The following is an 18,477-nucleotide window of genomic DNA, read 5'->3' on the forward strand; positions in this document are numbered from 1 at the left end:
GCTCCCAAACCTTGTCAGATATATCGTGGCGACGATGTGCAGTTTCCATGTCTACCTCCTTTTGGAAAAGGATAGCAGAAAGCTACATAAATTAAAAGAGAAATGACGACACTATCTAGGAGAAAAGCAGGAGGTCTAAAAAAACCAAAAAACCGCCGGGCCAATTTTTCCGCCCGGCGTTTTTTTGCGGCTCACCTTGTGCCATTTTATCCGCAAAAGAGTGCCAACTTGCGCGCCCGCTTATTAAAAACGAAATGGGGACAAAATGGGGACAAATCGGGATTTCACGAAAAAAGGACTCACGGGCAATAACCGTAAGTCCTTGCAATCGCTGGAGCCAGCTAAGAGACTTGAACTCTTGACCTGCTGATTACGAATCAGCTGCTCTACCAACTGAGCTAAGCTGGCGTGGCGTGAGCCTGTACCGGGCACTTGTGGCAAAAAACCGGCGCGCTGTCAAGTTGCTCCCGCAGGTGGCGCACCGCGCGGGGCCGGTTCAGCGGGTCACGGGCTTGCGGCTGCGCACCATGGGCTTGCCAAGGCGCAATTCCTCGGCGATGCGCATCACTTCCTCGGCGCGCGCCGCATCGCCGCGCAACAGCACCAGCACCACATAGAGCTTGCCCTCGCGCTGCATGCGCGTGCGCAGGCCGCGGCCCTCGAGGCGCTGGCGCAGGTTGTCCACGCTGTCCTCATCGCGGAAGGCGCCCACCTGGAATACATAATCCTGCATGGGGCCGGCAGGCGCGGCAGCGGGCGCCACGGGCTGCGCTGTGGCGGCCTCGGCCGCCGGCAGTACAGGAGCCGCGCCCGGCATGGCCGCCGGCTGCCCCGGGGGAGGCGTTGTCGCCTCTGCCGGCGCCTGCGCGCCAGGGGACACGCTTTGCACGGCAGGGCGCTGTGGCACCGGCGGCGCTTCCGGCGCGCCGTCCTCATTGCGCAGGGCGCGGGCAAAACGCAGTTCTTCCGGGGAGAGGATGCCGGGGCCGTCCTGCGCGGGTGCAGGGGGGGATGCGGCCGCGCCGGCCGGCGCCACGGCCGCGGGCGCTGGCCGCCCCGCCTCCAGCGACGCCAGGCGGCGCTCGGCGCTGGCCGAGGCGCGGCCGGTCATGACGCCGCCCACATAGGCGAGCGCGATGGCCGCCACGCCCAGAAAGGCCAGCGCCAGGAGCGACGAAAAGCGCAGCCGTAAAAAGGGCGTTCGCCCGGCGCTTCGGGCGCCGCTTTGGGCAGGACTTGCGGGCATCTCGGTCTCTCGGGTTCCGCTAAAGGCTCGTCACCGGCCCGGGGCACTAGGACGCCGTTCCGGCAGGCCGAAAAAATGCGGCCCAAGCATAGCAGCCGCTGCCCCCGGCGTAAAGCGGACGCCGGCGTGCGCGGCCCTGCTTGACAGCCTTCCCCGGACCTCTGGTATACTTGCGCCAAACGCGCTTTTGGAGCCTGCCATGTCCATCCTGTCCCGCGTCTTTCTGTCCGCCCTGATCCTCGCCCTCCTCCCTGCCCTGCCCCGCGCGGCCGGCGCCGCGGCGGAGCTCAGCATCGGCAACCAGACCCGGCAGGACATGCTCAATATCCGCTTCCGCTCCGGGCCAAAGGTCTTCTTCCTGCGGCTCGACATGGCGCCGGGCCAGCGCGCCGAGGTGGAGAACCCGGGCGGCGTGGCCGACATGCGCGTGGACACGGGCCTCGAGCTCTGGGCCTTCCCCGCCGTGCCCGTGGGCGAGGCGCGGGGGATGACCTTTTGCGGCGAGCACACGGCCTGCATGATCCTCGACCTCAAGGACGGCATCTCGCGCCATGTGAACGGCCAGATCCAGGAGCTCGTGCCGCAGCCCGGCAGCCGCCCGGTGTGCGAGCTTTCGCAGTTCCGGCCGGGCATGACCATGAACGATGTGTGCTCCCTGCTGAGCATGGACGCCCCGCGCGACGACAATGACGCCATCCTCGAGGGCCTTGGCTTCGCCGGCCAGCTCTGGGCCGCGCGGCTCATCCCCGGCGCGGCCGAGCCGGAGCCCAGCGATGCGGCGGCCATGGGCCACGAATATCTGGAGCATCTGGAACTGCGGCGCCCGCTGGAACAGGCCACGCTCGAGCGGTTGCTGGCCGTGCTCTACGGCCAGGGCATGACGCCGTGGCAGGCGGAATTTCCCGGGCTGGACATCAATTTTACCGAAATGCCCGACCTCTCGGTGGAGCAGAAGCGCGAACTGCTCGACCAGACCGTGCAACGCTTCCTCAAGGCCGGCCGCGGCGAGGCCAGCTTCATGCTCGCCCCGGCGGCGGAGCTCCCCGCCCTGACGGAGGCCGACGCCCCGCGCTCGGACGTGCAGATCTTCACCATCACCCTCAGGCCGGACTCGGGCACCCTGCTCGTGGACCTCGCGGCCTATCGGGGAAGTTCCGGCCGCTGAGCCGCGCGTCTAGCGCTGCGCCCGCTTGGCCTCGCGCATCCGGCGCAGCCAGTCATACCACGCCTCCATGCCGCTGCCGTCGCGCGCCGAGACCTCGAAGACGGCGAGGTCACGGTTGAGGCGCGTGGCGTGGGCGCGGGCGCGGGCCGTGTCAAAGTCCACATGCGGCAGCAGGTCCACCTTGTTGAGCAGCATGGCTTTCGCCAGATTGAAGAGCAGGGGGTATTTCTCCGGCTTGTCGTCGCCCTCGGCCACGCTGAGGATGGCCACCTTGGCGTCCTCGCCGCAATCGAATTCCACCGGGCAGACGAGGTTGCCCACGTTCTCGATGAAGAGGATGTCGAGGCCCGCAAGGTCGAGCTGCTCCATGGCCGAGAGCACGAGGTTGCTGTTGAGGTGGCAGCCGCCCTCGGTGTTGATCTGCACGGCCTGGGCGCCGGTGGCGGCCACGCGGCGGGCGTCGTTGTCGGTCTGGAGGTCGCCCTCGATGACCGCCATGCGGAATTCGCCGCCAAGGTCGCGCAGGGTACGCTCGAGCAGGGTCGTCTTGCCCGCGCCCGGCGAGCTGATGAGGTTGAGCGCGAGGATGCCGCGCGAAGCCAACTCGCGGCGCACCTCGGCCGCCATCTTGTCGTTGGCTTCCAGAACATTGCGGACAACGGGGATCTGCATCACGCCCTCCCTGGGCTCTCGTATGGGCTCTGGCGCCCGGTTCAACTGGCTTCCACCTCGCGCAGGAGAAGCTCCTTCCCCTGCTCCACCACATGCCCGGCCACCTCGCCGCAGCCGGGGCACGGCGTAAAGCGCGCCTCCTGCCCTTCGCCCCCGAACACAGTGCCGCAGAACACGCAGCGCAGCCGAAGCGGCAGGCAGACGAGCTCGAGTGCCGCGCCCTCGTGCGCGGTGCCGCGCGTGAGCGCCTCGAAGCAGAGTTCGAGCGCTTCGGGCATGATGCCCGCGAGCGCGCCGTATTCCACACGGACGCGCATGAGCCGCGTGCAGCCCTGGCCGGCCGCCGTCTCTTCGGCGAGCGTAAGCAGGCTCATGGCGACGGACATTTCGTGCATGCGCGAGGCTAGCCCATTCGCGGGGCCGCGTAAAGGCCGCCGTAACAAATCTCCATTTTTCGTGCCACCGACCCGCGGGAACGCGCCCGGGGAGAGGCCCGGCCCGGCAATCTTGCTATTTGGGGCGAATAATGTACATTTCTGCCATGCGACAGCCCCGATACCTCGGCGTCTACAGCGAGCGGCCCGATGCCGGCGCGCCTGCGGGCGGCAGATCCGGCCGCAGGCCGCGCTTCTTCGTCTGGGAGCTCTCCCCGGCCGACTACGCCATCCAGGAGCTGGACGGCGCGCTGGAGCCCAATTCCCGCGTGCGGCTTATCAGCGTCGGGCGCCTCCAGAGCGGCTACCAGCTCGAGCCGTCCATCCTCGTGGCGCCCATCGCGCTGCCCGACATCGCCAATGCCGAGCGCGTGCCGGAAACGGTCGAGACCGCCGCGCCGCGAAAGGCGGCGGAGCTCAATGGCGACACCCTGCGTGAGCTCGAGATCGCCCGCCGCGCCAAGCAGATAGAGAACGACCTGCGCGGCGGCTTCCGCAAGGCCATCCGCGGCCTTTCGCGCCCGCGCGAGCGCGAGGCCGCCCTTGAGGCGCTGGCGCAGATCGCCGAGACGACCGACGGCATCGTGCCCGCGCACAAGCATATGTTCCGCGATTTCGGCGTCACCCTGCGCAAGAAGGACCTGCCCGAGATTGCGCTGCGCTGCGGGCGGCGCGTCCTTGAGCTTTCGCCCGACGACGACCACGGGCATTTCAATCTCGCGCGCATCCTTTGCGCGCTGGGCGCCTGGGACAAGGCGGCCGCCCATGTGGAAAGGGCCATGCGCCTTGACGGCGCGGAGCCGGTATACCCGCGCCTGCTCGCCCATATCCGCAAGGAGAGCCGGCGCCCGGGGCGCACCGCGGCGCCCGGTAAACAGTAAGCGGCCCGAAACCTGCCCCGAAACCTGCTCTGGCCATCCGCGGCCCACGCCTGCGGAGAACGAGGAGCCTCACGGCATGAACAAAACCATTTTTTTCCTGATCCTGGCGGTCTGCATCCTGGGCATGGCGCTCATCCTGCTCAACCAGCGCCTCGGACGCGCGCCCGAGCCCAGGCCCACGGCGCGCGCCGAGCAGAGCGTGGTGGCCGATGCCCCCATGACCGAGCCCGCCCCGGAATATCCCGTGCCCGCGCGGGTCCCGAGCCCTGAGGAAGACGCGCCGCGGGCGCCCGCGGCCCTGCCGGAGGCCGTGGAACGCGCGGCCGAAAGCGAGCGCGAGGCCGCCGCGGCCGCTGCCGCGGCTCTCGCCGTGGAGCAGAAGGAAGCCACCGAAGCCCTGAAGGCTGTTCCGCCGGCGCCGGTCACTCCCCCGGCGGCCGCCACGGCGCAGGCGACCCCCAAGGCGCCGGCAGCGAGCGCCCCGGCCGAAGCCCCGGCCCGCCGCGCCGCGAGCGCACCGGCGCGCGCGCCCGAACCTGCGGCCGCGCCGGCGAAAAAAGCCGCCAGCCAGGAAAAGGCCCCGGCCCAGTCTCATGCCGCCGGCCCGCGCGCCATCACGCGCTTTGTGGTCTTCGCGCGCGACACGGGCGCCACGGTGCGCCTCACGGGCAACGGCCCCCTGCGTTACAAGAGCATGAACCTCGAAAATCCCGACCGCGTGGTGCTCGACCTCGAGGGCGACTGGGAGGTCAAGGCCCCGGCGGTGCCCAAGAATCCGCTGGTGAGCGCCGTGCGCGTGGGCGACCTCGACGGTCGCACCCGCATCGTCATCGACCTCAAGGGCAAGCCGCGCACCGCCCGCGTCATCCCGGCCAAGACGGGCGACGGCGTGGACGTGCGCGTGGACCAGTAAGCGGCGTCGGAACGCCATTGCCATCACTAAGGGGAGGCGGCCCATGCGCCGCCTCCCCTTTCCTTTCTCCGCGCGGCCCTTCAGTTTTTCAGCCAGCGGCGCAGGAATTCCCCGGCGCTTTTGCCCTCGTCCACATGTCGCAAGAGGGCGCTCCCGAAAACGGCCGCGTCCGGTCGCGCCTCGGCGGGCAGGTCCTCAAGCTGCTCCGGCCGGCTCAGGCCGAAGCCCAGGGCCAGTGGCAGCCTGCCCGCCCTCCGCGCGCGGCTCATGGTCGCGGCCACGCGCGGCGCCAGGGCCGCGCGCTCGCCCGTGACCCCCATGACCGACACCACATAGACGTAGCCCTCGCCGTCGGCGGCGCAGGCCGCCATCTGCTGCTCGCTGGTATTGGGCCCGACCAGCGGGATGAGCGCGATGCCGGATGCACCCAGCGCCTCGCGCACCGGCGCGGCCTCCTCATGGGGCAGGTCCGGGATGATGCAGCCCGCGATGCCGGCCCGCGCCGCGTCTTTGGCAAGACGCTCGAGCCCGTAGCTCAGGAAGGGATTGAGATAGCCCATGAGCACGAGGCCCGCGTCGCCCGGCCGCGGTTTGGCGCGGCCCTCGCGCCGGGCCGCCAGTTCCGCCAGCAGGTCGGAAAGGTGAAAGCCCGCCTCGAGCACGCGCCGCGAGGCCTCCTCCACCACCGGGCCGTCCGCCACCGGGTCGGAGAAAGGCACGCCGATCTCGATGATGTCCGCGCCGCCCGCGTCCAGCTCGTCAAAGGCCGTCCAGAAGCGCTCCCTGTCCGGGAAATGGGCCGTGAGGAAGGGGATGAGCGCCGGGCGCCCGCTCTCGTTGGCGGCCCGGATCTTGGCTTCAAGCGTGTGCATGCGTCTTCTCCCTGGCGGCGAGCGCCGTTTCGATGATGTCCATGTCCTTGTCGCCCCGGCCCGAGAGGTTGACCACCACCTGGTCGCCGGGCTTGAATTCGTCCGCGTGGCCCAGGACCCAGGCCAGCGCGTGGGAGGATTCCAGCGCGGGCAGGATGCCCTCGGCCCGGCACAGCCGCCCGAGCGCGTCCAGCGCCTCGCCGTCGGTGATGATCTCGTAGCGGGCGCGGCCGCTCTCGCGCAAATGGGCGTGCTCCGGGCCCACGCCGGGATAGTCCAGCCCGGCGGAGATGGAGCCCGAGGGCTCGATCTGGCCGTCTTCGGTCTGGAGCAGGAGCGAGCGGCTGCCGTGGAGCACGCCCGGGCGCCCGAGATTGAGCGAGGCGCAGTTGAGGCAGCCCGGCTCGCCGCTGCCGCCGGCCTCCACGCCGATGATGGCGACCTCCGCATCCTCCACGAAGGGGTGGAACATGCCGATGGCGTTGGAGCCGCCGCCCACGCAGGCCACCACGGCCGCGGGCAGGCGCCCGGTGAGCTCCAGCATGCGGGCGCGCGTCTCGCGGCCGATGACGCTCTGGAACTCGCGCACGAGCAGGGGGAAGGGATGCGGGCCCGCGGCCGTGCCGAAGCAATAATGCGTATCCTCCTGCCGGGCGATCCACACCCTGAGCGCGGCGTTGATGGCGTCCTTGAGGGTGCGGCTGCCGCTCTCCACGGCGTGCACCTCGGCGCCCAAGAGGCGCATGCGGCGCACATTGGCCGACTGCCGCTCCACATCCTCGGCGCCCATGTAGACCGCGCATTCAAGGCCCAGCCGCGCGGCCGCCGCAGCCGTCGCCACGCCGTGCTGGCCGGCGCCGGTCTCGGCCACCAGGGCGCGCTTGCCCATGCGCTTGGCGAGCAGCGCCTGCCCCAGGGTATTGTTGATTTTGTGCGCGCCGGTGTGCAGCAGGTCCTCCCGCTTGAGCCAGAGGTCGAAGCCGAGCTCGCGGGAGAGCGTCGGGCAATGCGTCAGCGGCGTTTCGCGGCCGGCATAGTCGCGCAGCAGGGTGCCCAATTCTTCCTGAAAGGCGGGCGTGGGCATGATGTCGCGCATGGCCGCTTCCACCTCCTCAAGCGGCGGCACGAGCAGCTCGGGCACGAAGCGGCCCCCGAATTCTCCAAAATAGCCGTTCCTCATATATGCTCCCCAGAGGCCCCGGAGGCGGCGGCCAAGGCGGCCGCCAGTAGTTCCGGGGATTTTTTGCCCGGCGCTTCCTCCACGCCGGAATTGAAGTCAAGGCCGTCAGGCGCGCAGGCCGCCACGGCAGACGCCACATTGAGGGGCGTGAGGCCGCCCGCCAGCAGCCAGGGCCGGGGCGAACGCAGGCCCACGAGCCGGGACCAGTCCTGCGGCCGGCCGCTGCCCCCGCCCCCGCGCCCGGCCTCGAGCAGGAACCAGGCGCAGGCCGGGGCATGGGCCTCCATGCCGGCCATAAGCTCCGCGCGCGAAGCATAGCGCTCGGGCCAGAGCACCCGGATGACGCGCGAGAACCCGATGCGTTCGGCGCAAGCCAGGCTTTGGGCGCCGTGGAGCTGGGCGAAGTCCAGCCGGGCCACTTCCATGGTGGCGATAATCTCGTCCACCCCCTGATCCACGAAAACGCCCACGCGCGCCATGCCGGCCGTGCCGATGGCGGCGGCCGCCTGCGGCGTGAGAGAGCGCGGGCTCGCGGGGTGGAAGATGAAGCCGCAGAAATCCGCGCCGAGGCGCGCTGCCGCGTCCGCATCCCGCTGGCGCGTCAAGCCGCAGACCTTAATCCGCATTCGCCACCTCCACCGCGAGCAAACGCCCAAGGGCCGCGCCGGGCTCGCCGCCGGCCATGAGCGCCGTGCCCACGAGGGCCGCGGCATAGCCCGCGTCCGCCGCCTGCTGGAGATGCGCGAAGCTGTCCATGCCGCTCGCCGCTATCCAGATTTCGCCGGAAAGCGGCGGGTGCTCGCGGATGAGCGTGAGCGGCGCATCCCTGTCCACCTTGAGGCTGTCGAGGTCGCGCGCATTGACCTGGATGATGCGGGCGCCACTTTCGCGGGCGAGAGCGAGGTCAGCGGCGTCGAACACCTCCACCACCGCGGCCATGCCGTAGCCCTCCGCCTGCTCGCGCAGGGCGCGCAGCTCCGCCGGCTTTGGGGTGAGGCGCACAATGAGCAGGAGGGCCGAGGCCGGCGTTGCTGCCGTGGCCTCTACCTGCAAGCGGTCGAAGATGAAGTCCTTGCGCAAGAGAGGGAGGCGCGGGGCGCCCGCTTCCTCCAGAGCCCGGGCCGCGCGCCCGAGGAAGGCAAGCTCCCCGTGGAACCAGTCTTCTTCCGTAAGCACGGACAGGGCCGCGGCGCCGGCATCTGCATACTGCCGCGCCACATCCTCGACCGTCAGGTGCTCGCAGATCGCCCCCTTCGAGGGCGAGGCCCGCTTGTATTCCGCCACCACGTTGAGCGGCCCCGCTGTGGGCCGCGCGGTGAGGGCGGCAACAAAGTCCGGCCTGGGCGCGCCCCATGCCGGGGGCAATGCGCCCGCATCGGCGGCGCGGCGCAGGGCCGCAACCTCCGCCGCCTTGGCGGCGCGGAAGCGCTCAAGCCGCATGGAGCACCTCCCGGCCGGCACCGGCACGCACGGCCTCCTTGGCGCGGGCCATGGCCTCGCCAAGGTCGAGCCCGTCCTCCAGCAGGTAGACGGCGAGACCCACGTTGAGGGCCACCATGTCGAGCATGGCTTCGGGCCCGCGGCCGGCCAGCAGCTCCTTGAGGATGGCGACGGCCTCCTCGCGGTTCTGCACGGCGAGGTCGCGGGGCCGGCAGGTGTGGGCGAGGCCGAAATCCGCGGGGTCGAGCTTCAGCGGGCGCACTTCGCCCTCGCGCAGCAGGGCCACGGTGGCCGGACCCATGGGCGTCACCTCGTCATAGCCGCCGGCTCCGCAGACCACGGCCCCGCAGCGCAACGGCGTCTGACGCAGGGTCTGCGCAACAAGTTCCACCAGTTCGGGCCGGGCCACGCCCATGAGCAGGTGGCTCGGGCGCGCCGGATTGATCATGGGCCCCAGGATGTTGAAGAGCGTGCGCACGCCAAGCTCGCGCCGCAGGGGCCCGATATTCTTGAAGGCCGGGTGGAAGCGCGGCGCGAAAAGAAAGGCGAAGTTGCGCCGCGCCACGGAGTCGGCCACCGCTGCCGGGTCGGCGTCGAGGTCCACGCCAAGAGCCTCCAGCGCGTCGGCGCTGCCGCAGGTGGAGGAGACGGCGCGGTTGCCGTGCTTCACCACCCGGTAGCCCATGCCCGCCAGGGTGAGCGAGGCGGCGGTGGAGCAGTTGAAGGAATGGCGCCCGTCCCCGCCGGTGCCCACCACGTCGATGCAGGTACCCCCGATGCCCTCCACGGCCACGGCGCGGGCCAGCGCCGCGCGCGAGGCATGGGCCAGCTCCAGCGCGCTCTCGCCCTTCATGCGCAGGCCCATGAGCAGGCCGCCGGCCTGCGCGGCCGTGAGCCGGCCGTCCATGAGGGCGGCGAAGGCCGAGGCCGCCATATCGGCCGTGAGGTCTTCGCGCGCGGCCAGGCGGTCGAGGATGGCCGCCATGTCGGGCGACGCGGCCTTGGCGGCCTCCAGCGTGCCCGGGAAGTTGGCGAGCAGGCGGTCGCCGTCCGGCGTGAGTACGGATTCGGGATGGAACTGCACGCCCACCCAGGGCCGGTCGCGGTAGCGCAGGGCCATGACCTCGCCCTCGGGGCCGCGCGCCGTCACCTCCACACGCCCGGCGGCGTCGCCGGCCACGCGCACCACGAGGGAGTGATACCGGCCCACGGTGAGCGGGTTCGGCAGGCCCTCGAAGAGGCCCTTGCCGTCATGCACGATGTCGGACTGCTTGCCGTGCATCACCTCGGGCGCAAGCGTGATCTCGGCGCCGGCATGCAGCCCGAGCAACTGGTGCCCGAGGCACACGCCGAGCACGGGCACCGCGGGCTCACGGGCCTCGAGGCGGCGCAGGAATTCCGGGCAGAGGCCCGCGTTTTCCGGGCGCCCGGGCCCCGGCGAGATGCAGACCATCTCAAGGCGCGGGTCATTGGCCATATCCAGGAGGGCCGGGTCGTCGTTGGTCATGACCACAGGCGCGCGCCCGAGGCCGTAAAAGGCCTGCACGAGGTTATAGGTGAAGGAGTCGTAATTATCGATGAGCAGGAACATGGTCATCCTCCCCGCAGGCGAGCGCGGCGCGCATGATGGCAGACTTGTTGAGCACTTCCTTCCATTCCAGTTCAGGGTCGGAATCGTGAACGATGCCGCCCCCGGCCTGCCAGAAGAGCTGCCCGTCCCGCTGCCACATGCAGCGGATGGCGATGCCCATGTCGAGATTGACCTGAGCCGCCGCCTCCTCGGGCGTGGCGGCGTCCCTGTCCGCGCCGCCAAGGCCGATCCAGCCGATGCAGCCCGCGTAGGGGCCGCGCGGCTCGCCTTCCAGCTCGCGGATGATCTCCATGGCGCGGCGCTTGGGCGCGCCCGACACCGTGCCCGCCGGGAAGGCAGCCGCGAGCACATCCACGGCGTCCGGCTTGCGGCCTTCCGCATCGCCGGTGCTCCCGGCGGCGGCGCCGAGAACGGCGGTCACGCGGCTCGTGAGGTGCATGACATGGGAGAAGCGCTCCACCTCCATGAAGCGCTCCACCACGACGCTGCCCGGGCGCGCCATGCGGCCGAGGTCGTTGCGGCCGAGGTCCACCAGCATCACATGCTCGGCGCGCTCCTTGGGGTCGGCGAGCAGTTCGGCGGCCATGGCCTCGTCCTCGGCGTCGGTGCGCCCGCGGCGGCGCGTACCAGCGATGGGCGAGAGCGTGAGCTTGCCCGCCTCGCAGCGCACCATGACCTCCGGGGAGGAGCCGAAGAGCGTGATCCCGGGAAAGCGCATGCAGAACATGTAGGGCGAGGCGTTGAGCCGGCGCAGGCGCCGGTAGCAGTCAAAGGCATCGCCCGCGAAGGGCGTTGCGAAGCGGTTGGACGGCACCACCTGGATGGCCTCGCCCTGGCGCAACAGCTCGCGGATGCGGCGCACCATGGCCTTGTACCGCTCCCCGCCGGCCGTGGCGCCCGCGCCAGGCGCCAGCATGGGCACGCAGCCCGGCGCGTCGCGGGCGGAACGAGGCTCGCGGTGCTCGCCGAGGCTGACCTCGCAAAGCCGGTGATAGAGATGGTCGAAGAGGAGCACCGTGCCCGGGAGCGCCAGGGCGCCTTCGGCCTCCTCCGGGGGGAGCGCCGGGGCGAGCGCCGGCTGGAAGAGCCCGGCCATGCCGAAGCCGAAATACCCATAGAGGGCGCGGGTGATGGGCGGCAGGTCCTGCACCTGGCCGTCCTTGCCCCCCGGGGGCAGGATGCGGATGCGGCCGATGAGCGCGCGCAAGCCTTCCACAAAGGGTGCGCCCTCGAGGTCGCGCAGCGGGGCGAAGCGCTCGTCGCGCACGTCCAGCGCGAGGCGCCCTTCCCGGCAGGAGGCGATGAGCGCCATGTCGCAGCCGAGCACGCTGTAGCGGCCCCAGCGGCCGTCCACCTCGGCGCTTTCCAGCAGGATGCCCTCGCCAGAACCCACCATACCGAGCCAGAGGCTGATGGGTGTGTCCATGTCCGCCGGGAGCCAGCGCGCCCGCTGGCGGATCGTCACCGTGCCTTTCTCCGTGTTCATATTCCTTCTCCGGCGCGCGATGCGCCCGCAAAGGGGAATAAAAAAGCGCCGCCCCCCGAAGGGAGGCGGCGCTGCCATGCACCGATTGAACCGCGAACGCCTATGCCCGCGCCACTCCCTTCAACAAAAGAGAGCAACGCCACCAGAGACGGAACGAGGAAACGCTGCCGCAGGAAAGACCGGCATCAACGCCGGCCGTCATAACGCCACAAGCCGCCGCAGGCGTGGTGCCCGGGCAGGAAGAGCGGTATGCGGATGCGGCAGGAAACATAAAGACCTCGTTCAGTTCGCGTTGAAGCAGCCTAGACGCAAGCGGCGCCCCTTGTCAAGCGCTGCGCGGGGACACGGGCCAAAAGCCCGGAAATCCTTGCGGCAAATAGACGAAAAACGGCCGGGACAAGGCCCCGGCCATCTTTTTCCGCCCTCCCCGCGCAGGGCGCGAAGCGCCTGCCCGCGCGGGGGAAGAGAGGTGCGGCAGGAATCAGTCCTGCCACTCCTTGCCGTCGTAACGGATGAGCTCGTTGAGGTTGCGGGCGCGCACCTGGGTGCAGGGCGCGGAAAGCGCGGCCTGACGCGTGGCGCCGCGGCATTCGAAGACGCGCTCCTGGTAACGGATGAAGCCCACATATTGCCCGTTGGCACCGGGCTTCATTTCCGTGCTCACGTTGTTGGTGTCCACCTCAAGATAGGTCGCCACATACTCGCCGCCGACCTTCTTCACTTCCTTGTTGGCCTTGTTGGGCAACAGGGTGCGCTTGGACTGGTTGACGAGCTTCTGGCCCATCTTGTCCAGTTCGGCCTTGATCTGGGCTTCGGACTTGGCGCCCTTCCTGGCGGCGGTCTTCGCGGCCACCTTGGTGGCGGCTTTCTTGGCCGGGGCCTTGGCGGCCGGCGCGGCGGGTGCGGGCTCGGCAGCCGGTGCCGCAGCCTCCTCGGCAGGGGCGGCGGGGGTGACGGTCTCGCTTTCTTCAGAGCTTGTGAACCAGGCGCAGCCGCCGGCCATGAGGGAAAGGACAACAACGAACACCAGTGCTTTTCGCATCAGCTACCTCGCGTCAGGATGGTTTGAACATAATCAAGGCCGGGCGGCATGCGCCGCCCGGCCGGAATCAGTGCTGGTCGCCAGTCGTCCAGCCTAGTCGAAGGAGATCTCGACGCGGCGGTTCATGTAGCGGCCTTCCTCGGTATGGTTGTCATACTTGAAGGACTTGCCGCAGCCGATGGCCGTCATGCGGCTGGCCGGGATGCCCTGCTTCTCGAGGTAGTTCTTCACGGCATTGGCGCGGTTCTGCGAGAGGACCTTGTTGTAGGCGTCAGAGCCGATGTAGTCGGTCCAGCCCTTCAGGACCACCTTCTTGTTGGGATTGGCCTTGATGAGCACGGCGGCTTCGTTCAGGATGCCCTGGGCCTTGCTGTCGAGCGCATAGGAGTTGAAGGCGAAGTGCACGCCGCGCAGAACGATGACGTCCTCGTCCTGGCAGAAGACGGAGAGCACGAAGCGCTCAACGGCGGCGTCGCTGGTGGCGAGCTCTTCACCGCGCACCACGATGCTGCCGGGGTTCAGAGCGGCCAGTTCCTTGATGGTGGCTTCGCCCTTGGCGTTGTCGGCAAGGGAGATGATGTGGATGGTGAGGTCGCGCTGGCTGGCATAGAGCTGGCGGGCCACTTCCACCACGCTCTCGCCGCGGTTGTTGTCGCCGTCGGTCACGAGGATGATGGCGGAGGGGGACTGCATGGAGCTGATGAAGGGCTCATACTTGTGCAGGCCGTTGCCCATGCTGGTCATGCGGCCGAAAATCTGGAAGCCGCTCTTCAGCTTGTTGATGCCGGCGCTCATGGCAGCGCGGTCCCAGGGGCCCTGGGGGATGATGACGCCGTCAGGCGTGATGGTGTGCAGGCCGCCATTATAGTCGAGGGCAGGAATGGCCGCGTTGACGCGCTGCAGCACGTTCTTGGCGACAACGATCTTGTCCTGCTTGAGCTGCTTGTTCTGCATCATCATGGAGCCGGAATAGTCCACGACGAAGTCGAAGCTGTTGATTTTCTTGTTGCAGGTCGGCGTGGCAGCTGCGGCTGCAACGGCGTACCCGAGCACAAGAACCGCCGCGAGGGCGAGAAGACGAAGCGATTTCATGATGCCTCCCAAAAACGGTTTGTGTGTCGGCCTCAGTTCCTGTTTACCGACAGTTGTCACGGTTTGCCCGCCAGTGTGAACCGGCTCGTCGCCCCGCTCGCCGGAACGCGGCAACAGGTTCTGTATACGCCCCTTTGGAAAAATCCGCAAGTCATATTCGGCCATTGCCCCGCCATTGCCCCGAAGAAGCGCCGGCTGGACACATGCGGAGGCATGGGGCATACTTTTTGCCGTTTCTTCAAGGACAACCCATGCCGGCACTGACTTTTTCCAAATGGAGCTGTGGGGGCAACACCACCCTCTTCCTGCACGATAGCGGCGCAAGCCCGCAGGAGCAGGCGGCATGGGCACGCGCCGTACTCGACCAGGATGTGCTCGGCGCGGAACAGGCGGCCTCCGTCTCGCTGGCCCACCGCAGCCTGCGCATGGCCGGGGGCGAATTCTGCGTCAACGCGAGCCGGGCCTTCGGGGCGCTCCTCGCGCTTGGCGCGGCGCCGAAAGGCGGCGAGTGGCGGGGCGAGATCCGCGTTTCCGGCTGGGAGGGGCCGGTGGCGCTCACCGTCCGCGGGGCCGAACCCCGCTGGGATGTCAGCGCGCGCCTTGAACTGCCGGCGGCCACCCGCCCGGAAAGCCATGCCGGCGGCATCGTGGTGCATCTTCCCGGCATCAGCCATCTCCTTCTGCCGTTGGAGGAGGCCGCGTCCGCGCCCGACCTGCTCTCCCGGGCGCGGTCAACGCTTTCCGCTGCCGGCCTGCTCGGCGAAGCCGCCGCCGGCGTCATCTGGTGGCAGCCAACGCCGGAGGGCGCCCGCATGGTGCCGGTGGTCCATGTGCGCGACGCCGGCACGCTCGTGGCGGAACAGGCCTGCGGCTCCGGGGCGCTGGCCCTTGCGCTGGCTCTGGCGGAGAGCCGGGCCCTTGGGCGCTGCCGGCTGCGCCAGCCCTCGGGCTCCGAGCTCGCGGTGTGCCTTGAGGACACCGATGGCCGCATCACGGCGGAAATCAGCGGCCCGGTGAGCCTGCTCGCGCGCGGGCGCGTCTGGCTGGATGCGGCGGATGGCGCGCACTGAGGGCCGGCCGCTGCGCGAAGGCTTCACCACCGGCACCGCGGCCACGGCCGCGGCCCTCGCGGCCCTGAGCCTCCTTCTCCAAGGTTCGGCGCCGGTAAGCGTGCCCACCCCCCTCCCCCCCATCGCCGAAGGGCCCCGTGCGTGGCTCGACGTACCCGTCCTCGCCTGCGCCCCCGGCCCGGCGCCCGAGCTCGCGGGGCAACCCCAGCTCTGCCCCGCCGGCGCCCCCGCCGCGTACGCCCGCGTCCGCAAGGACGGCGGCGACGACCCTGACGCCACCAACGGCGCCCTCATCACGGCGAGCGTTGTTTTGCAGCCCGAGGCCCCCGCCCCGCGTATCCGTATTGAAGGTGGCCCGGGCGTGGGCCGCGTCACCCTGCCCGGGCTCCCCGTACCCGTGGGCGAGGCCGCCATCAATCCCGGGCCGCAGGCCCAGCTCCGCTATGCCTTAACTCACGCTCTCTCCCAGCTGGCCGGCGAGGGGCCGGCGCTCACGGTGGTCATCAGCGTGCCCGGGGGCGAAGAACTGGCGCGGCACACGCTCAACCCGCGCCTCGGCATCCAGGGGGGCATTTCCATCCTCGGCACGCAGGGCACGGTGCGCCCCTACAGCCACACGGCCTGGCGGGCCACCGTGGCGCAGGGGCTTTCCGTGGCGCGGGCCACGGGCTGCCGCACCGTCTGCCTTTCCACCGGGCGCCGCTCGGAAGTGCTGCTCATGCACCGTTACCCTGAACTCCCGGAGCAGGCTTTCATTCAGGCCGCGGATTTCGCGCGCTTTTCGCTTGCAGAGGCCGGCCGGCTCCCGCTGGAGCGCCTTGTCTGGGGCTGTTTTTTCGGCAAACTTGCCAAGCTGGCGCAGGGGCTGGAATATACCCATGCCCGCGAGGCCCCGCTGGACATGGGGGCGCTCGCCGCCCTCTGCGCTGAGGCCGGGGCCGCGTGCGCGCCGCAAGTGGCCCGTTGCGTCACGGCCGCGCATGCGCTCGAGCTCCTGCTGGCCGACCCGGCGCGAGACGCGGCGCTCGCCGCGGTGGGCGCCAGGGCCATAGCCACGGCGCGGCGCTTCGCCGGGCGCGCGGTGACGCTCCATCTCTTTCACACCGACGGCAGGGAGCTTTTGACACTATGACACGCCCCTTCCCCCTCGTGCCCCTGAGCCCGCAAGAAGCCCGGTCTGCCGGCCCGGCGCCCGAAGCGCCCCTCGCGGACGCCCCGGACTCCGAAAATGACTGGCCGGACAGGGGGCAGGTGCGCTCCTCGCTTTTTGTTTTCATGCCCTCCACGGCGCGGCCCGAGCCCATCACCGTGCTCGGGCTGGATTGCACCGCGCAGACGCTGGACGACGCCCTGACACCGCCCCTGCGCCGCCTGCTCGACGACGCGGACGTGGTGTGCGCGCCCGGGCGCCTCCTCGAGCAGGTGCCGGAGCCCACGGGCCGCATGCTGCGCCGCATCCCGCTCACCCTGCCGCTGGAGCCGCTGCTGCAGCGCCTCGCCAACCTGCGCTCGGCCGGGGCGCAGGTGCTCGTGCTTTCGGGTGGCGACCCGCTCTTTTTCGGCATCGGGGCCACCATGACGCGCCAGCTCGGGGCCGAGGCCGTGCGCGTCGTGCCCGCGGCGAGCTCCCTCCAGGCGGCCTGCGCGCGGCTGGCGTTGCCCTGGCACAAGGTCATCTGCCTTTCGCTCCACGGGCGCGACGACCTTGCGCCGCTCAATGCCGCGGCGGGGCGCGGCGCGCCGCTCTGCATCCTTACGGACGCGCGCATGACGCCGGATGTCATCGCCCGTCACCTGCTCGACCGCGGTGTGGACTGGTTCACGGCCCATGTTTTCGAGCGCATGGGCGCAGAAGACGAAAGCCGCCTCACGCTCAGCCTCGCGGAAGCCGTCTCCGCCCGCTTCGGGCCGGCCTGCGTGCTCATCCTCGTGCCCTCTGCACCGGTGCGCCGCCCGCGCCTCGGCATCGACGACGCGGAACTGGCGACGGACGGCTGCTTCACGCGCAAGCCCGTGCGGGCGGCCGCGCTTTCGCTGCTCGCCATCGGCCCGCGCCATGCGGTGTGGGATATAGGCGCCGGCTCGGGAGCGGTGGCGCTGGAGGCCGCGGCCCTGGCGCACGAGGGGCGCGTCATCGCCGTGGAGCGCGACCCCGGGCGCGCCATCGGCATCCAGGAAAACCGGCGCCGCTTCGGCGCGGCCACGGTGGAGGTCTGCCTCGGGCGCGCGCCGGACTGCCTGCGCGACCTCCCCGAGCCGCAGCGCATCTTCATCGGTGGGGGCCTCTCCGGGGCGGACGGCGCGGCCCTGCTCGCCGCGGCCTGCGGGCGCCTCACCCCGGGCGGCCGCCTCGTGGCAAGCTGCGTCCTGTTGGAGAGCGTGCAGCTCTGCCGGGAGGGGCTCCAAAAACGCGGCTGGCCGCTGGAAATCATGCAGATCCAGGCGTCCGAGGCGCGCCCGCTGGGGAGGGACGCGCACCTCGCGGCGCTGAACCCGGTCTTTTTGCTGGCGGCGCGCAAGCCAGGAGGCAGGGAAACGCAGGAGGCGAAGGAATGAGCGGAAAGGAGGGACAAAACCCCGCGCCCGGCCTCGTGACCTTTGTGGGCGCCGGCCCGGGCGACCCGGAACTTCTGACCATCAAGGGCCGCAATGCCATCGCGGAGGCCGACCTCGTGCTCTACGCGGGTTCGCTGGTGCCGCCGGCCGTGGTGGCCTGCGCGCGGGCTGGCGTGCCGGTGGTGGATTCGGCGCCGCTCACCCTTGAGGAATGCCACGCCCGCGTGCGCGAGACGGCCCTTGCCGGGGGCAGCGTGGCGCGCGTCCACACGGGCGACCCCTCGCTCTACGGCGCCCTGCGCGAGCAAACCGCCCTGCTGGACGGCGACGGCATCCCGTGGCGCGTCATCCCGGGCGTGACCGCGGCCTGCGCGGCGGCGGCCGCCGCGGGCGTGAGCTTCAGCATCCCGGGCCTCCGGCAAAGCCTCATCCTTTGCCGGGCACAAGGGCGCACCCCGGTGCCGGAACGGGAAAGCCTCGCCGCCCTGGCGGCGCACGGGAGCGCCATGGCCGTCTACCTCTCGGCGCCGGCGGCAGGCCGTATGGTGGAAGACCTGGGCACGAAACTGCCCCCCGAAACGCCGGTCGTCTGCGCTCAGCGCGTGGGTTGGCCGGACGAGCGCCTTGTGTGGACCACCCTCGCGGAGCTCGCCGCCTGTGTGGAGGAAAACGGCTTTGACCGCCAGACCATCTTCCTCGTCCTGCCCGGTGAGGACGCTGACGGCGATGCGCGCTCGCGCCTCTACGCGCCGGACTTCCGCCACGGCTGGCGGCCGGAAAAAGAAAGCCCGCTTTCCTGAAGCGGGCCTGACGGAAAGGGTAGAAAGTTCCTGAGCC

Annotated in this window: 18 protein-coding genes and 1 tRNA gene; 7 read left to right on the forward strand and 12 right to left on the reverse strand. The window is 70.1% G+C overall.

Features of this window, described 5'->3' with window-relative positions:
- Positions 1-332: 332 nt before the first annotated feature.
- Positions 333-408: transfer RNA gene (locus HDR50_RS02790), tRNA-Thr, on the reverse strand.
- Positions 409-496: 88 nt separating this feature from the next.
- Positions 497-1,246, reverse strand: a complete 750-nt coding sequence (locus tag HDR50_RS02795; protein WP_291355720.1) for an SPOR domain-containing protein — start codon at positions 1,244-1,246, stop codon at positions 497-499.
- Positions 1,247-1,445: 199 nt separating this feature from the next.
- On the opposite strand from HDR50_RS02795, the gene HDR50_RS02800 reads away from it, so the two are divergent.
- Positions 1,446-2,411 carry a peptidoglycan glycosyltransferase gene (locus HDR50_RS02800; protein ID WP_291355722.1) on the forward strand — a complete coding sequence of 322 codons (966 nt, stop codon included), beginning with the start codon at positions 1,446-1,448 and terminating at the stop codon, positions 2,409-2,411.
- A 9-nt stretch (positions 2,412-2,420) separates the two neighbouring features.
- On the opposite strand, the gene hypB is transcribed toward HDR50_RS02800, so the two are convergent.
- Positions 2,421-3,083, reverse strand: coding sequence for a hydrogenase nickel incorporation protein HypB (gene hypB, locus HDR50_RS02805; protein ID WP_291355724.1), 663 nt, complete (start codon positions 3,081-3,083; stop codon positions 2,421-2,423).
- Between the two features lie 41 nt (positions 3,084-3,124).
- Complete coding sequence (locus HDR50_RS02810; protein ID WP_291355726.1) at positions 3,125-3,478, reverse strand: hydrogenase maturation nickel metallochaperone HypA; 354 nt, start codon at positions 3,476-3,478, stop codon at positions 3,125-3,127.
- Between the two features lie 146 nt (positions 3,479-3,624).
- Here HDR50_RS02810 and HDR50_RS02815 point away from each other — a divergent pair, with 146 nt between their 5' ends.
- Positions 3,625-4,398, forward strand: coding sequence for a tetratricopeptide repeat protein (locus tag HDR50_RS02815; RefSeq protein ID WP_291355728.1), 774 nt, complete (start codon positions 3,625-3,627; stop codon positions 4,396-4,398).
- 76 nt (positions 4,399-4,474) lie between these two features.
- Positions 4,475-5,311, forward strand: coding sequence for an AMIN domain-containing protein (locus HDR50_RS02820; RefSeq protein WP_291355730.1), 837 nt, complete (start codon positions 4,475-4,477; stop codon positions 5,309-5,311).
- 80 nt (positions 5,312-5,391) lie between these two features.
- Here the strand turns inward: HDR50_RS02820 and trpA are convergent, their stop codons facing one another.
- From trpA to HDR50_RS02860, 8 genes are all read right to left on the reverse strand, one after another.
- On the reverse strand, positions 5,392-6,183 hold the full coding sequence (trpA, locus tag HDR50_RS02825) for a tryptophan synthase subunit alpha (RefSeq protein ID WP_291355732.1): 792 nt from the start codon (positions 6,181-6,183) through the stop codon (positions 5,392-5,394).
- Positions 6,170-7,363, reverse strand: coding sequence for a tryptophan synthase subunit beta (trpB, locus tag HDR50_RS02830; protein ID WP_291355734.1), 1,194 nt, complete (start codon positions 7,361-7,363; stop codon positions 6,170-6,172). The genes trpA and trpB overlap by 14 nt, the downstream gene beginning before the upstream one ends.
- Positions 7,360-7,989: a phosphoribosylanthranilate isomerase gene (locus tag HDR50_RS02835; protein WP_291355736.1), complete on the reverse strand. Its 630-nt coding sequence runs from the start codon at positions 7,987-7,989 to the stop codon at positions 7,360-7,362. Before HDR50_RS02835 ends, trpB begins: the two co-directional genes overlap by 4 nt.
- A complete protein-coding gene (locus tag HDR50_RS02840) occupies positions 7,979-8,803 on the reverse strand; it encodes an indole-3-glycerol-phosphate synthase (RefSeq protein WP_291355738.1) in 825 nt (274 codons plus the stop codon). The genes HDR50_RS02835 and HDR50_RS02840 overlap by 11 nt, the downstream gene beginning before the upstream one ends.
- Positions 8,793-10,394 carry an anthranilate phosphoribosyltransferase gene (gene trpD, locus HDR50_RS02845; RefSeq protein ID WP_291355740.1) on the reverse strand — a complete coding sequence of 534 codons (1,602 nt, stop codon included), beginning with the start codon at positions 10,392-10,394 and terminating at the stop codon, positions 8,793-8,795. The genes HDR50_RS02840 and trpD overlap by 11 nt, the downstream gene beginning before the upstream one ends.
- A complete protein-coding gene (locus HDR50_RS02850; protein WP_291355742.1) occupies positions 10,375-11,880 on the reverse strand; it encodes an anthranilate synthase component I family protein in 1,506 nt (501 codons plus the stop codon). The genes trpD and HDR50_RS02850 overlap by 20 nt, the downstream gene beginning before the upstream one ends.
- A gap of 481 nt (positions 11,881-12,361) precedes the next feature.
- A complete protein-coding gene (locus tag HDR50_RS02855; RefSeq protein WP_291355744.1) occupies positions 12,362-12,922 on the reverse strand; it encodes a translation initiation factor 2 in 561 nt (186 codons plus the stop codon).
- Between the two features lie 93 nt (positions 12,923-13,015).
- Positions 13,016-14,014, reverse strand: a complete 999-nt coding sequence (locus tag HDR50_RS02860; protein WP_291355746.1) for an OmpA family protein — start codon at positions 14,012-14,014, stop codon at positions 13,016-13,018.
- Positions 14,015-14,265: 251 nt separating this feature from the next.
- On the opposite strand from HDR50_RS02860, the gene HDR50_RS02865 reads away from it, so the two are divergent.
- The 4 genes from HDR50_RS02865 to cobM are packed head-to-tail and all read left to right on the forward strand — an operon-like array spanning position 14,266 to position 18,440.
- On the forward strand, positions 14,266-15,084 hold the full coding sequence (locus HDR50_RS02865; protein WP_291355748.1) for a hypothetical protein: 819 nt from the start codon (positions 14,266-14,268) through the stop codon (positions 15,082-15,084).
- Positions 15,071-16,216, forward strand: coding sequence for a cobalt-precorrin-5B (C(1))-methyltransferase CbiD (gene cbiD, locus HDR50_RS02870; RefSeq protein WP_291355750.1), 1,146 nt, complete (start codon positions 15,071-15,073; stop codon positions 16,214-16,216). Before HDR50_RS02865 ends, cbiD begins: the two co-directional genes overlap by 14 nt.
- Entirely contained in the window at positions 16,213-17,640 is a 1,428-nt protein-coding gene (cbiE, locus tag HDR50_RS02875) for a precorrin-6y C5,15-methyltransferase (decarboxylating) subunit CbiE (RefSeq protein ID WP_291355752.1), read from the forward strand. Before cbiD ends, cbiE begins: the two co-directional genes overlap by 4 nt.
- Positions 17,637-18,440, forward strand: a complete 804-nt coding sequence (cobM, locus tag HDR50_RS02880; RefSeq protein WP_291355754.1) for a precorrin-4 C(11)-methyltransferase — start codon at positions 17,637-17,639, stop codon at positions 18,438-18,440. Before cbiE ends, cobM begins: the two co-directional genes overlap by 4 nt.
- Positions 18,441-18,477 lie beyond the last annotated feature (37 nt).

Origin of the sequence: Desulfovibrio sp. (assembly GCF_014803725.1) — a bacterium.
GTDB lineage: Bacteria > Desulfobacterota > Desulfovibrionia > Desulfovibrionales > Desulfovibrionaceae > Desulfovibrio.

Coding starts and splice junctions, on each gene's coding strand:
- HDR50_RS02795 (WP_291355720.1), bottom strand. CDS start 1,246: ATGCCCGCAAGTCCTGCCCAAAGCGGCGCCCGAAGCGCCGGGCGAACG.
- HDR50_RS02800 (WP_291355722.1), top strand. CDS start 1,446: ATGTCCATCCTGTCCCGCGTCTTTCTGTCCGCCCTGATCCTCGCCCTC.
- hypB (WP_291355724.1), bottom strand. CDS start 3,083: ATGCAGATCCCCGTTGTCCGCAATGTTCTGGAAGCCAACGACAAGATG.
- HDR50_RS02810 (WP_291355726.1), bottom strand. CDS start 3,478: ATGCACGAAATGTCCGTCGCCATGAGCCTGCTTACGCTCGCCGAAGAG.
- HDR50_RS02815 (WP_291355728.1), top strand. CDS start 3,625: ATGCGACAGCCCCGATACCTCGGCGTCTACAGCGAGCGGCCCGATGCC.
- HDR50_RS02820 (WP_291355730.1), top strand. CDS start 4,475: ATGAACAAAACCATTTTTTTCCTGATCCTGGCGGTCTGCATCCTGGGC.
- trpA (WP_291355732.1), bottom strand. CDS start 6,183: ATGCACACGCTTGAAGCCAAGATCCGGGCCGCCAACGAGAGCGGGCGC.
- trpB (WP_291355734.1), bottom strand. CDS start 7,363: ATGAGGAACGGCTATTTTGGAGAATTCGGGGGCCGCTTCGTGCCCGAG.
- HDR50_RS02835 (WP_291355736.1), bottom strand. CDS start 7,989: ATGCGGATTAAGGTCTGCGGCTTGACGCGCCAGCGGGATGCGGACGCG.
- HDR50_RS02840 (WP_291355738.1), bottom strand. CDS start 8,803: ATGCGGCTTGAGCGCTTCCGCGCCGCCAAGGCGGCGGAGGTTGCGGCC.
- trpD (WP_291355740.1), bottom strand. CDS start 10,394: ATGTTCCTGCTCATCGATAATTACGACTCCTTCACCTATAACCTCGTG.
- HDR50_RS02850 (WP_291355742.1), bottom strand. CDS start 11,880: ATGAACACGGAGAAAGGCACGGTGACGATCCGCCAGCGGGCGCGCTGG.
- HDR50_RS02855 (WP_291355744.1), bottom strand. CDS start 12,922: ATGCGAAAAGCACTGGTGTTCGTTGTTGTCCTTTCCCTCATGGCCGGC.
- HDR50_RS02860 (WP_291355746.1), bottom strand. CDS start 14,014: ATGAAATCGCTTCGTCTTCTCGCCCTCGCGGCGGTTCTTGTGCTCGGG.
- HDR50_RS02865 (WP_291355748.1), top strand. CDS start 14,266: ATGCCGGCACTGACTTTTTCCAAATGGAGCTGTGGGGGCAACACCACC.
- cbiD (WP_291355750.1), top strand. CDS start 15,071: ATGGCGCGCACTGAGGGCCGGCCGCTGCGCGAAGGCTTCACCACCGGC.
- cbiE (WP_291355752.1), top strand. CDS start 16,213: ATGACACGCCCCTTCCCCCTCGTGCCCCTGAGCCCGCAAGAAGCCCGG.
- cobM (WP_291355754.1), top strand. CDS start 17,637: ATGAGCGGAAAGGAGGGACAAAACCCCGCGCCCGGCCTCGTGACCTTT.